At 54.2% G+C, this 13,220-nt stretch carries 9 protein-coding genes; 7 read left to right on the top strand and 2 right to left on the bottom strand.

Going from position 1 to position 13,220, the window contains the following annotated elements; translation table 11 throughout:
- Nucleotides 1-78: 78 nt before the first annotated feature.
- Both AC58P5_RS21110 and AC58P5_RS21105 read right to left on the bottom strand, forming a co-directional pair.
- On the bottom strand, nucleotides 79-1,821 hold the full coding sequence (locus AC58P5_RS21110; protein ID WP_497390046.1) for an ATP-binding protein: 1,743 nt from the start codon (nucleotides 1,819-1,821) through the stop codon (nucleotides 79-81).
- A 33-nt stretch (nucleotides 1,822-1,854) separates the two neighbouring features.
- Entirely contained in the window at nucleotides 1,855-2,937 is a 1,083-nt protein-coding gene (locus AC58P5_RS21105) for a cobalamin B12-binding domain-containing protein (RefSeq protein WP_497390044.1), read from the bottom strand.
- Nucleotides 2,938-3,155: 218 nt separating this feature from the next.
- Here AC58P5_RS21105 and AC58P5_RS21100 point away from each other — a divergent pair, with 218 nt between their 5' ends.
- The 7 genes from AC58P5_RS21100 to AC58P5_RS21070 all read left to right on the top strand — a co-directional run bounded on the left by AC58P5_RS21100 (nucleotide 3,156) and on the right by AC58P5_RS21070 (nucleotide 13,212).
- Entirely contained in the window at nucleotides 3,156-4,916 is a 1,761-nt protein-coding gene (locus AC58P5_RS21100) for a cache domain-containing sensor histidine kinase (RefSeq protein ID WP_497390042.1), read from the top strand.
- The gene (locus tag AC58P5_RS21095) at nucleotides 4,913-6,523 is read left to right on the top strand and encodes a response regulator (RefSeq protein ID WP_497390040.1); all 1,611 of its coding nucleotides are present in this window, start codon (nucleotides 4,913-4,915) and stop codon (nucleotides 6,521-6,523) included. The genes AC58P5_RS21100 and AC58P5_RS21095 overlap by 4 nt, the downstream gene beginning before the upstream one ends.
- 345 nt (nucleotides 6,524-6,868) lie before the next feature.
- Nucleotides 6,869-8,191 (top strand): sugar ABC transporter substrate-binding protein, encoded by a 1,323-nt coding sequence (locus AC58P5_RS21090; RefSeq protein WP_497390409.1) that lies wholly within the window; start codon nucleotides 6,869-6,871, stop codon nucleotides 8,189-8,191.
- A 370-nt stretch (nucleotides 8,192-8,561) separates the two neighbouring features.
- Nucleotides 8,562-9,440: a carbohydrate ABC transporter permease gene (locus AC58P5_RS21085; protein WP_217561232.1), complete on the top strand. Its 879-nt coding sequence runs from the start codon at nucleotides 8,562-8,564 to the stop codon at nucleotides 9,438-9,440.
- Nucleotides 9,441-9,459: 19 nt separating this feature from the next.
- Nucleotides 9,460-10,353, top strand: coding sequence for a carbohydrate ABC transporter permease (locus AC58P5_RS21080; RefSeq protein ID WP_497390038.1), 894 nt, complete (start codon nucleotides 9,460-9,462; stop codon nucleotides 10,351-10,353).
- A 1,082-nt stretch (nucleotides 10,354-11,435) separates the two neighbouring features.
- Nucleotides 11,436-11,711 (top strand): acyl carrier protein, encoded by a 276-nt coding sequence (locus AC58P5_RS21075; RefSeq protein ID WP_497390036.1) that lies wholly within the window; start codon nucleotides 11,436-11,438, stop codon nucleotides 11,709-11,711.
- 7 nt (nucleotides 11,712-11,718) lie between these two features.
- The gene (locus AC58P5_RS21070) at nucleotides 11,719-13,212 is read left to right on the top strand and encodes an ATP-grasp domain-containing protein (RefSeq protein ID WP_497390034.1); all 1,494 of its coding nucleotides are present in this window, start codon (nucleotides 11,719-11,721) and stop codon (nucleotides 13,210-13,212) included.
- Nucleotides 13,213-13,220: the final 8 nt, after the last annotated feature.

Here is a 13,220-nt window from a genome sequence, read left to right as displayed (position 1 = left end):
GCCATTCAGGGTAGGTTCTTTCGTTTTCGACATTTCATATCGTTCTCCGCCAGCCTTTAGACAGCTATTTTAGGACATTTAGAGAAATGCTTTGAGTTCCCGGCAAGCTTTATCGTAGGCCTGCCACAGCTCTTTAAAGATGGTACCTGATAGATGAACGGCTCCGTTCTTGGCCTGATTCTCGATTTTCTCGATCAGCTTCGAAAATTGATCGATCCCTAGGCTAAGACTTGTCGATTTAAGGTCATGGGCAATATATTGAACGGCGGTCAGATCGCCCGCCCGCATTTTTTCTTCCAGCTGATTCAGCTTGGAAGGCGTCTGTTCCTGGTACATGCCGAGCAGCATGGCCAGCACGCCGGGAGAGCCGGGTTCATCCAGCCCGTTGAGCTCCTGGATAACCTCCGGTATGAGCACATGCTCGTTCACGGGCTCGGGCGGACCGGCAGGAAGCCATCTGCGGATGACGGACTGAAGCTTCGACAGCTGGATCGGCTTCGTCAAGAAGTCGTCCATACCGGCTTCCAGGCAGCGTAGGCGGTCGCTTTGCATGGCGCTTGCCGTGAGCGCGACGATGGCGCTCCGCGGATGCCGGCGGGCATTCTCCCATTCGCGGATAAGCTGGGTCGCCTGGAGTCCGTCCATGACGGGCATCTGCGAATCCATCAGCACGAGCGCATAGTCTTTGCGGGAGCGCGCTTCCAGAGCTTCTTCGCCGTTGATCGCCGTGTCGATGTGCATGAAGCCCAGCTTCTGGAGCTGAAGAAGGGCAACCTGGCGGTTGATGGCGTTGTCTTCGACGAGCAGAAGAGGCTGGCTCCGCTCTTCGTCCGTGAAGGCGGGGCCGATGCCGCTTCCGTTAACCTGCAGCGCGGCCGCCGCTTCCTGTCGGTACTCGGCTTCCGACGGAAGCGCGAGCTGCAGCTCGAACCAGAAGGAGGAACCTATGCCTACCTTGCTCGTCACGTCGATGCGGCCTTCCATCCACTCGACAAGCCGCTTGCAGATCGATAATCCGAGGCCGGTGCTCTTCTGGGCGTCTTCCCGCTCGGTATGGGCCTGGTAAAACGGCTCGAACACACGATTGACGTGTTCTTCCGGGATACCGACTCCCGTATCCGTTACTTCAAAGCGCAGAGTCTGGGAGGTGGACGAGCTTTGAAGCACACGGATCCGGATATGAACTTCGCCGTCGTCGGTAAATTTAATGGCATTTCCCGCTAAATTAATCAGAATTTGTCGGATTCTTCCTGCATCTCCGGTCAGAAATTGGCCGACGGATTCATCGACGGTCCCCCTCAGCTTATTTCGCTTACGGGAAGCGTTCGGTTCCAGGAGTCTCAGGGCGTGATTAAGGAGTTTTCGGACTTCGAAAGTTTCCGGTTCCGGCTGCATATGGCCGGCTTCGATTTTGGAAAGATCGAGAATATCGTTGATGATCGTCAGGAGAAGTGAAGCGGATTCTTCTATGATGGCTATGGACTGTTGCTGCTCTTCGGTTTGCAGAGTGTCGGCGAGGAGCTCGGCCATACCGAGAATGCCGTTCATAGGTGTGCGGATTTCATGGCTCATGGTGGCAAGAAACATGCTTTTCGCCTCGTTGGCTCTTTCGGCTTCCGCCTTGGACTGTATCAGTTCTACATTTGTTTTGGAAAGCTGCCTCTGCAGCGTGACCAGCTCGTTGTTCAGGGAGCTGAATTCGGTAAGGGCTTGTTCTTCGCGCTGTCGCGCTTGAATTACCTGCTGGGAAAGCTTCTCAATCGTTTGACGATAATGAGTGATCTCCAGGCGTTCATCCTCTGTTTTCATATTGGGATCCACGCGGAATCCTCCTTCCTCGGTAAACGAGCGGTCTCAATTGGACCGGGCTAATTCGTTTCCGATACGGTGGTGTTTCCAGTGGTCCGCCAGCCGAATGGCCTCCTGCGCGTCGTTCGCATAACCGTCGGCTCCGACCTTACGCCAGAGATCGCGGTCAATATTGAACGGCAGTCCGCCCACCAGAATGTGCACATATTGTCCTGCTTCACTGCTGCGGATTTCGGCAATTAGCTCTTCCACCAGATGCACGTGAAACGTCATTGTCGCCGAGATGGCGACTAATTGTGCTTTCTTCTCGACAAGGGTGCGGATCAAACTGCGCGTAGGGACATTGGCGCCCAGATAGTAGGTGTCCCAACCGTTCAGTTCGAAAAGATCGGCGACCATGCGTAATCCGATTTCATGCAGCTCCTGTCCCACGCAGGCGGCCACCATCGTGTTACCGCTGCGCTCGGTTGCAAATAAGTGCGGATACAAGTGCGACATTATCATCTGTGTGGCAGCCGTGCACAAGTGCTCCTGTGCGACGGTAATCTGATTGGTCTGCCACAGCCGGCCGATTTCACGTTGAGACGGTTGAAAGACATGAAGGTACAGGTCGGCTATCGCCATGCCTTCCTCCAGCTTCGTTAAAATGAGCTTCAACGCCTCGCGGCGGTCCGCCCGAAGGATAGTTTCGGTATAAGCGATTGCCGTTTCCGAGAAAGGCCGCTCTTCGGATAAGAAGGTCTCCGAAGTCCGGGCTGTTTGAATCTGATGGAATCCGACTTCGAGGTACTCGCAAATCAATGCGCGATCCGCGTCCTCGAAATGAGCGTGAATCGCTTGTTCGATCATCTGGAAATTCAGCGCCACGTCTTCCCTGGATACTTGGTAGCCGGACAGAAGCTCCGTTATCCAGGATGTGTAGTGATTGAACAAGTCGGGACTTTGCATATAGACGCTCTCAGCCAGATACTTGATGCTGTAACCGGAGTCTTGAATCGTCAGCAAACGTCCGCGTTCGCCGAACCGTTCTACCAGATCCGGCTGATACTTGTATTGAAGCTGAGTCACATACTCCGCTAAATCCTCCGCCATCTGAAAAAGGCGTCTGCCCGTTTCCTCATGATTCATGATAGGGTGACCTCCTTTGCCAGCATCATTCCGATGCCTTTTTTAGTAGACGGGAAACTCGGACGTTTCTACTATTATACCCTTTTTCGGCATAATTGGAAATTGTATGGCTCGGGGAAAGGCTTAAAAAGTTAGGATAACGGACCGGAATGTATGTTAGGATGGTGCTATCTACCTATTTCGACATATCTGAACATTTAACAAGCGAGGGATAGAAAATGAGGCGCTGGCTGGACCGTTCGCTCAAGCGGAAACTATCGTTTCTGATGCTGGTATCCATAGGAATTCCGCTGTTGTCTTTCGGAATATTTTCCTATCAAATCGCTTCGTCGGTTACGGAAGAAAAGGCGAAGCAGTCCGGTTTCGGGCTTCTGACCCAGATGAGAACCAACATGGAGCTTATGGTCCAGGATGTAGAGAACATGTCGATCTTCCTGATCGGGCAGAGAGACGTGCAGCAGTATTTGTCCGATACCCAGTGGGATGCGCTCAAACCTACCATTATTATAGGGTTTCTGACCAACCTGGCGTTTTCGAAACCTTATATTGCCGAAATCACTATAGACTCGGCGAGAGAGCTTCCCTCCTTATCCAATACAAGCATCGTCAGCTCCGGCATGCCGCCCTGGCCGGGTCCCAAAGATACGGAGCCCGGAAACCGGCCGAAATGGTGGACGCCGCTGTATAAGAACCAGACCACTATCGGCGAGAAAAATGTGATTTCCCTGGTGCGGCCCATCCGCAGCGTGAATACATTCGCCCATCTGGGCAGTCTCACCATCAGCCTGGACCAGCAAGTGATTGCCGATACCTTGCGGAAATCGAACATCAGCGAAGGCGGCAGCGTCCTGCTCGTGAACGAACAGGGCAAAATCATTGCCGGTGCCGGAATGGAATGGCTGAACCGTCCTCTGTCCGAATGGATGCCGGGTATGCCCGGTATAACAGGGACCTCGGGGTCTTTTAATGTGGGGCAGGGCACCGATAGAAATACGGTGTTGTACGATACGGTGCCCGGCGTGGACTGGAAGCTGGTCGGCATTATGCCGTACAAAAACTTCCGCGAGCAGAACCGTTACGTGCTGCTCTTAACCGCGGCGGCGGTCGCTATTGCGGTAGTTCTGGTCGCCTCGCTCGTGATCTTCTTCGTCCAGCGCGTGACGAAACCGCTGCTTATGCTGACCCGGTTCCTCAAAGACACCGACCCGGAGGAACCTATGAAAGCCCTTCCGGTCACTTCGGCCGACGAGGTCGGGCAGCTTATGCGGAGCTACAACCGGTTAAGCGACCGGATAGAACGGCTGACCGAACAGGTGAAGCTGAATGAAGCGCGGAAAAAGGAGGCCGACATGCTCGCTCTTCAAGCACAGATTCATCCGCATTTTCTGTACAATACCCTCTCCTCGGTCCACTGGATGGCTCTGATGAGCCAGGATATGAAAATTGCCGAGATGGTCGGCCATCTCAGTGATTTTCTGCGGTTCAGCCTGAACAAAGGGGCGGAGTACTGCGAGGTGCAGCAGGAAGTCGCTCACGCCGAGCACTATGCCGCCATCCAGGCCGTCCGCTATCCCGACAAATTCGATATCGAGTTTGTCGTGGATCAGGATATCCGGCAGAAGCCGGTATTGAAACTGCTTCTTCAGCCGCTCATCGAGAATGCGCTCATTCATGGCATCCAGAAGCAGCGCGAAAAAGGCAGTATCCGCGTCTACGCGCAGCGGATGGGCACGGAGCTGACTTTTATGGTGGAAGATACCGGAGTAGGAATCGAACCCGATAAATTGAACGAAATCCGGGCGGCTTTGTCTGCGGCGGACGAGCCTGTCGTGCCGGGCAGTTACGGGCTGCGCAACGTCCACCGGAGGCTGCAGCTTCATTACGGCAGCGAGGCGGGGCTGCATATCCGCAGCATCGTCGGAGAAGGCACGGTGATCACATTTATGATACCGATTGCAGAAGGGGCGGGGACGGCATGAATATTCTGATTGTCGATGACGAAGTCATTATCCGCACCGGTTTAAGCACGGTCATTCAGTGGGAAGAGCTGGGCTTCCGTCTTCTTCCGGCCGCGGAGTCGGCGGAAGAAGTGCTGGAGCGTGCCGCCGCCGAGCATCCCCATATCGTGCTGACGGACATCCGCATGGGCGGAATGGACGGAATCACGATGGCCGAGAAGGTGAAGCAGATGCTCCCGGACAGCGAAATTATCGTGCTGACGGGCTACGACGATTTTGCTTACGTCCAGCAGGCTATCCGCGGCGGCATAGGCGATTATTTGCTGAAATCGAGCCGGCCGGAAGAAATTATCCGGGCCGTGATGAAAGCGAAGCAGCGCATTGTGAGCAAGTGGGATGCCCGCAAAGCGGACAATATGCAGCGCCGCGCCTTCCGCAGCGGGCTGCTGGAGCGTCTTATGACCGAAGGCATCGACGACGCCGATTCGCTGGAGCAGGTGCCCCAGGTGCTGACCAAGCTCGGCCTGCCTCACCTGCCGGAAGCGGCCGCGGGCGTGTGCCTGCAGGTACTCCTGATCAGCGTACAGGGCTGGGGCGACAGCCGCGCTTCGGGAAGTCTGCTCCAGTTCGCCGTCGACAACATGCTCGGAGAACTGCTGCCCTGCGAAACCCTGCGGCGCAGAGACGACATCGTCGTTCTGCTCCGGGCGGACAGCAGGGACGCGGATGCTCTGCGCAGCAGGCTCGGCCGCGTCTCGGACAAGCTCAAGTGCGTATTGTTCACCTCCGCAGGCTCGCGGGTGAACGGGCTCCAGCAGGTGCCCCGATCCTACCGGGAGGCGGTCTATACCTCATCGTTCCGCGGCTTCGCGGGGGCGGAGACGCTGCTTGCCTACGAAGCGGTAGAGGGCCGCAAGGGCGGGCGCACGGTCTGCTCAAAGGAGGAAGAATCGGAAATGACGATTCTCCTGAAGAACGGCAATCCGATCGAGCTGCGCCACTTCGTGCAGAAGGCGTTGGACGGCGAGATCGCCGACGCCGAGGCAACGCCCGCTTCGCTGAAGGCTTACTCGGATTCGCTCGTCGTTGCGGCCCACCGGTGGCTGGAACGGACCGCGGCTGCGCTCGGCATGCCGCAGCTTCCCCGTCTGCCCGATCAGGACCCGGCCAAACGTGCTCAGGGAGACAAACTTCCGGGAGACGGCACGGGCACCCAAGGACAGAGCGATCTCCAGGAGAACTTGTACCTGCGGCTGCGCGTCATTATGGAAACCTACTATCAATACGTGTCCGAAGACGGCGTTCTCTATATCAAGCGGGCGATAGCCTATATCCAGGATAATCTCGAGCGGACCTTGACTCTCCAGCAGGTGGCGGGGCACGTGCATGTTCATCCGAATCATTTCAGTGAAGTTTTCAAACGGGAAACGGGCGTAAACTACATTGAATTCGTCATGAGGGAGCGCATCCGCCGGGCCGCCGAAATTTTAAGCGAAACCCCCGTCAAGGTCAGCGAGGTGGCCAAGAAGGTCGGCTACGAGGATATTAAATATTTCAGCCAGCTGTTCAAAAAATACACGGGACAGACGCCGACGGAATTCCGTGCGCGAAGCGAAGGCAAGCAGTAAAGCATGGGAAGCGGGGGCCGGCCGGTTGGCCGGATACTTGCTTTTGAACGCGGGTATCGGGTTGAATGCTGGAAATTTTTACCTTCTTAAATTTAGTAGATTCGAGCCTTGCAGGGCAATGGGGAGCCGAAAGGTCTGGATAAACCCGGGCCTGCCAGGGTTTACATATGGCTCCACGATGCTTGCCGGCATCGTAGGGGCCTTCTTGTTTTCCAGGTATTGGATGGGGGAGGCGTATAAAAAGGCTGAATTTACCCCACCCTATCCCCGAAATCACTCCCCTTTTGACAATGGCCGTCCCCTTTTATACTAAAAAAGAATAGAGATAAGGAGGGGTTACACATGATGAAAAAAACGGCAAAAACAGGTATTGCGTTGATTCTGTCACTCTCATTGTTATCCGCATGCAGCAAAGAGCCGGCAGCAACGGGCACGGGCGACGCCGCTAAAGGAACCGAGAAAGTAAAGCTTTCCCTGTGGCACAACTTTACGGGTGAAGACGCACGCGCCAAAACGATGCGGGCGATTGTGGAAGAATACAAAAAAGCGAACCCGAATGTGGAGCTTGAAGTACAGGCAATTCCGCCGGACGGTTACAAAACGCGTTTGAAAACGGTTGCAGCGGCAAACGAAATGCCGGACCTGTTCCAGATGTGGCCGGGCGCTATGACCAAAGAATTTGTAAGCGGTAACTTGCTTCAGCCTGTGGGCGATCTGCTCGATAAAAATGCGGAATGGAAGAACGGTTTCCTCCCGAACTCCTTCGACGATTTTACGGTAGACGGCAAAGTATACAGCATTCCGATGTCGCTGTCCCCGACCTCTATCCTTTACTACAACAAGAAAATTTTTGACGATAACGGCGTAACGGTACCAAAAACTTGGGATGAAATGATGAAAGCGGTCGAAACGTTCAAATCCAAGAAAATTACCCCGATCGCCCTCGGCAATAAAGCGGCATGGCTTGCGCAGTCCAGTATCCTGAGCTCTCTGGCAGACCGTTACACCGGTACGGAATGGTTTATGAAAGCGGCGGCACAAGACGGCGCGAAGTTCACGGATCCCGAATTCGTATCCGCTTTGAAAGCGCTGCAGGATCTCGGCAAGGCGGGAGCTTTCCAGGAAGGCTTCAACTCCATCGACAACACGCAAATGGAGCAAATGTTTGCACAAGGCAAAGCGGCTATGATGATCGACGGCGGATGGGCGCTGACCAACCTGACCAACGGCGCGCAGCCGGAAGCGTTGAACAACATCGAAGTCACGGTGCTGCCTTCCGTTCCTAACGGCAAAGGCGATCCGCAATCCCTCTCCGGCGTTGTAGGCATAGGCCTGGGCCTCAACAAGAAAGTGGAGGGCGCGAAGAAAGAAGCGGCTGACAAGCTGATCCAGGCGTTGGCCGGACCGGAGGCGCAGAAGCGCACGCTGGAGTCCAACCAGTTGGTCTCCTATAAAGTCGAGCTGGATAAGAGCAAGGTTTCCACTCTTTTCGCGAAAGTGAACGACCTGGTCGGCCAGGTAAAACGTACGCCGGTTTATGATTCCCAGCTTTCCTCGGCGGCTTCCGAAGTGATCAACAACGGCATTCAGGAGCTTCTGATGGGCGGCAAAGCGGAAGATGTAGCGAAGAAACTGCAGGATGCACAGGCGAAGTCCCTCGGCAAATAACAGGATTCCGAAAGTAGAAGAAGCGGGGCGCCAGTCGCCCCGTTTTTAACAAAGAGAATCGGAGAGAGCCAGAACGGCGGAGAAAGACCTGCCGGAACAACGGACGGCCGGATATCGGCGCGGCCGGGAAGCCGGAAAATTTTCGGACGATTGAACTCATAAAAAGAACGATCCCGGTGAAAAGCCGGGCACACGGAATTCCCGGTATGAAAGCACGGCGGAAATAAGTCTCGCAGTCTGCTCGCGTTACGCAGTCTGAAGCTGTTTCCGCACGCTGCTTCACCGGCGAATAACCATACTTCCTGATAGGTTTAGTAGAAATTCTTTTTGAACCGCCTAGAAGGTACACCAACAGGAGGGGAGAGACGCCATGACTTCCTCGTCAAGAAGGACCAACTTTATCGTGCTTGGTCTCCTGCCTGCGCTGCTTATTTACAGCGTATTTGTCATTATCCCGATTTTCTGGTCGGCGTATTACGGGTTTTTCGACTGGAAAGGGATTGGAGAAGCCAAGTTCAACGGATTTGATAACTATGTCGAAGCCCTGAAGGATCCGATCTTCTGGCTCGCGTTAAAAAATAACCTGATCGTGGTAGCGGCCTCCGTCTTCGGACAAGTGCCGATCGCGCTCGTGCTGGCCCTGGTGCTGCGCAAGAGCAACTTTTTCCAGCGTTTCATCCGTTCGGCGGTATTTATGCCGATGGTGCTTTCGTCGGTCGTTGTCGGGATTATTTGGAGCTACATTTATCACCCGCAAATCGGGATTCTGAATTTCCTGCTGGATGCGGTGGGGCTGGAATCGTGGAAGAAAGCCTGGCTTTCCGACAAATCGGTATCCATGCTCGCGCTGACCGTTCCGATTATCTGGAACTATATCGGGCCTTATCTGATTATGTTTATCGCGGCGCTTCAAAATATTCCTTCGGATATTGACGATGCCGCCATGATCGACGGGGCGACGGGAAGCCGCAAGCTGTTCTCCGTTACGCTGCCGATGATCTGGGATACCGTGAAGGTCACGATCGTGCTTTGTATTTCGGGAAGCTTGAAAGCTTTCGACCTGATCTATGTCATGACCGGGGGCGGTCCTGCGCATTCAACGGAACTGCTCGCCTCCTATATGTACAACAACACGTTCTCCGTCTACCGCTTCGGTTACGGCAGCGCCATTTCCACGCTGATCATCATTATCAGCCTGGTGCTGATCGCCGGAAGCCAGCGTCTCATGAGACGGAATCAGGCTGTATGACGAAAGGAGGAGGGCTAGTATGCCACAGATGACCGGAACCGCCGTTCCTCCCGTGAAAGGGACGGAACCCGCCCGTAGAGAGAACGTTTTTGGCAAGTTCGCCAAAAGCTCGATTTTAAATATTTTGCTCGCGATATATGCGCTCGTTACGCTGTACCCGCTGATCTGGCTGTTTATCAGCGCATTCAAGACCAACGACGAATTTTTCGACAAGCCGTTCGGCCTTCCGGCGGAATGGAAATGGGACAACTTCGTGCAGGCCTGGAAAGTGGCCGACATCGAGACGGCCATTATCAACTCGGCGATCGTCACGCTGGTTGCGCTGGTGCTTACCCTGGCGATCGGCGCGCTGACCGCATTCGTGCTCTCCCGCTTCTCGTTCCGCATGCGCGGACCGCTGATGGGCTACTTCCTGCTTGGCATGCTCATTCCCGTGCACAGTACGCTTGTGCCGCTGTTCATCATGCTGAAAAAAATCGGCATGCTCGATACGTACGGCGCGCTGATTCTGCCGTACGTCGCCTTTGAACTGCCGGTAGCCATCTTCATCATCGCGGCCTACATGACGTCGGTGCCGAAGGAAATCGAGGAAGCGGCGCTGATCGACGGTACGGGCTACTGGGGCATTTTCACCAAAATGCTGCTGCCCCTGTCCGTTCCCGCGCTGTCCACCGTCGGAATTCTCGCGTTCCTGCGCTACTGGAACGATTTCGCGTTCGCGCTCGTGTTTATCAACAAGCCGTCCCTCAAGACGCTTCCGCTCAGCTTGTCGCAGTTCGCTACCGGCTTCGGCACGGACTACAGGCTGACGATGGCGGCCATGGCCATCTCGGTTATCCCGACCATTCTGATCTACCTGGCGTTCCAGGAGCAGATCATGAAGGGCATGGTTGCCGGCGCGGTCAAGGGGTAGTGGAATGAACGCGTACGGAACTAAGAATTAAACATCGAAAAGCCTCCGTAAACGGACACACTCAAGTGTTCCGTCAGGGGGCTTTTTATGCTTGCAAGGGGGAGAAAATCGGATGAACATTTACAGACTCACCGCTGCATACGCGAAAATCGCGATAAAAATCAAGTAAGTTATACTGACGTTTTTCATGTAAGAGTTAAAACGTTTGTTTTTTTTGTAATCCAGATAGGCACAGACGAGGGCAGCAGCGATAAGCAAGCACGCCGTGGTAACACGAATCTCGCGACTGAAGTTTAGGTATTTTATAGCTATCAATGCGATAATGCTCAGGGATGAATACAGAAGAGCAATCAAACCATCACCTCCGGGTAAAGAAAATAAACCAAAATTACGATCATATTTGTATATTTTACCATATTTTTTATGTCTAGATAGCACCCGGCCAGAACTTAAAAAAACATCAAAAAAATCCCTCCGAAGTAAACTTTGTCTACTTTAAGAAGGGATTTTTTTCACGCTTTCTTCTATGCGAACGTTCCGGCCTTGTACAGCGCGCCTGACAGGCATGAACGGTGTGAGGAAGTCAGCTGCCCGGAGGCAGACAGGGCTGTTGTCCGTTACTGGACGCGGCTCTGTTTTTTGTTTCTCATTTTTTCGAAGGCCATGTCAACGAGTTTCGGGAGCACCGCCACTAAAACTCCTGTCGCAACCTTTTGCATCAAGGAAGATTTCATGACTCATTCTCCTCTCTTGTTCTGTTGTATTTCTTCTTAACCGGAGGGGAAAAGGATGAAACGGGACAGACCCGATTAACACGATTTTCCAACCGTGTCTATTCGTTGCTCCCTCTATAAAAGGGCAGAAAAAGCCTGCATAAGCGACATATTTAATATTTCTGTAAACAAAACTTAATAAATATACAGGATTGTAAACATTGACAGCTTTTAACAGCCGGAGGATAATAATTGTAACATATGGAAAAAGGAGGGGAGACAGCGAACAGGTTATCGTTTGTATTGGAGTTCGTGAACACAAGAACTCGGTTGCACCCTCACACATTAACCCTTTAAAGGAGTGTAGTCATGTACGATAAAATCGTAGACATTTTGTGCGCTATCAAAGAAGATCAGCCGGAACTCCGTCATTCCCTGTCCCCCGCAACGGACCTTAACAACGATATAGGCCTCGATTCTCTGCAAATGATCCAGTTTATGCTGAAAGTCGAGGATCAGCTGAACGTGGCCATCGACTACGACCAGTTCGATTACGAGCATCTCCAGTCGATCGAAGCGTTTATCTCTTTTTTGAAAAGCTGCCAGTCTCAGGCGCAGCCGCTGTACGAAGATGTCAAGCAGTGAGGCGGGCGTGATTCCGAAAACCGTTATGGGAACCTTCGATCCCGAAACGCGCTGGAGGGATCCGGATCTGGCCCGGCTGCCGGCTATGCCCGATAAAGACCGCGAATCGATCGTCCTGTGTATGGACGACCTGTTGTTTCCGTTCTGCGGACCGGACGATATTTTATACAGCCGATGCAAAATCGACCCAGCGCTGCACGAGTACCTGGACGGGTTAGGCTTCTCCTTCCGGAACCGTTATCTCTATGATTTGAACGACGAGCGGGAGCCTCTGCCGGTACAGGACGATTTCAAGCGGTGTGTGTTCCGGCTTGCGGCCGACAAAGCCAAGCTTGTTAATCCGGAAAACAGGGTGCTGCAGGCCGCCGGTTCCGGTTATTCCGCCGGTGCGGGGCAGCCGGAGCCCTTCGCCCCGGCGAGTGCCGACGGAGCTTCCCGGCAAGCGCAATCGGCGGAAGAGACCGGAGTCACCGGTGCGGCCGGCATCTTGTCTCCGTACGCCATTACGGCGGAGACGGAAGAATACCTGCGGGCTGCCGGCCCGCTGGAGCCTCTGCCGGACCTGGAGACGGTTGTACGCGTCAATTCGAAGATGTACTCCAACCGTCTCTTGGCCAGAATCGGCGAGAAGTGTTACGGCACGGAGGCGGACAGCGCAGCGGAAGTGGAGACTGCCGGGAATGCGCTTCTGAAGCAGGGGCCTTACCTGCTGAAAGATCCCTTCGGCGTTTCGGGCAAGGGCAATCTGCTCATCGATAGCGAAGCGATGCAGCGGAGGATTGCGGACCACCTGCGTAAGCAGGAGGGAAGCGGACTGCGTTCTCATTTCCTGCTGGAGCCTCTGCTGAAGAAAGCAGTCGATTTCAGCTCTCACTGGCTCATCCGGGAGAGCGGGGAGATGGAATTCATCTCCGTTCAGCGGATGATCAACCATCAGCAAAATTACGGCGGGTCGATCAAAGCGGACGAAGCGTTTATTTCCCTTCTGGAGAACGCCGGCTATTTCGGCGTCATGGAGAAAGCGCTCCGGCTTCTGGCGGAGGACGGCTACCACGGCTTCGTCTGCTTTGACTCCATGATACTGGAAGATGGGGAAGTCGTATCCATTGTGGAGATTAACGCCCGCAAGTCCATGGGCCTCATTAACGCTTATCTCGATAAATGCTGGGAGAAGCACGGCCGTACGGGTTGGCTTACGTTCCTTTCCCTCGGTTTTCCGGAAGACTTCGCGTTCGGCAGTCTGCTGCACGCTCTGCGCGCATCCGGTCTGCTGCTGGCGGCCCCCGGCGGGTACGGGATCGTTCCTCTTTCATCCAATACCGTGATAGTCAACGAGATTCTGACCCGCCGCCGCATGGCCGAGGGAACGCTGAACAAACGAGGCATGCCGAAGGGACGGCTGTATGTATCGGTGGTCGGCCGTGACGACGAACACCGCAGCGAACTGATCGAAAGCTTGCGGCACGTTCTCGCCGGGTTATCCGTTAAAGTGTACAACTAAATCTGCAA

Source organism: Paenibacillus sp. JT31N7, assembly GCF_059692095.1.
Note: the sequence above shows the minus strand (reverse complement) of the source record. Positions and strands in the feature narration are given on the sequence as shown.

Bases quoted from the DNA above. Each gene is read 5' to 3' on its own strand.
- AC58P5_RS21090 (WP_497390409.1), top strand. From the start codon at position 6,869: ATGAAAAAAACGGCAAAAACAGGTATTGCGTTGATTCTGTCACTCTCA.
- AC58P5_RS21100 (WP_497390042.1), top strand. From the start codon at position 3,156: ATGAGGCGCTGGCTGGACCGTTCGCTCAAGCGGAAACTATCGTTTCTG.
- AC58P5_RS21080 (WP_497390038.1), top strand. From the start codon at position 9,460: ATGCCACAGATGACCGGAACCGCCGTTCCTCCCGTGAAAGGGACGGAA.
- AC58P5_RS21085 (WP_217561232.1), top strand. From the start codon at position 8,562: ATGACTTCCTCGTCAAGAAGGACCAACTTTATCGTGCTTGGTCTCCTG.
- AC58P5_RS21075 (WP_497390036.1), top strand. From the start codon at position 11,436: ATGTACGATAAAATCGTAGACATTTTGTGCGCTATCAAAGAAGATCAG.
- AC58P5_RS21105 (WP_497390044.1), bottom strand. From the start codon at position 2,937: ATGAATCATGAGGAAACGGGCAGACGCCTTTTTCAGATGGCGGAGGAT.
- AC58P5_RS21095 (WP_497390040.1), top strand. From the start codon at position 4,913: ATGAATATTCTGATTGTCGATGACGAAGTCATTATCCGCACCGGTTTA.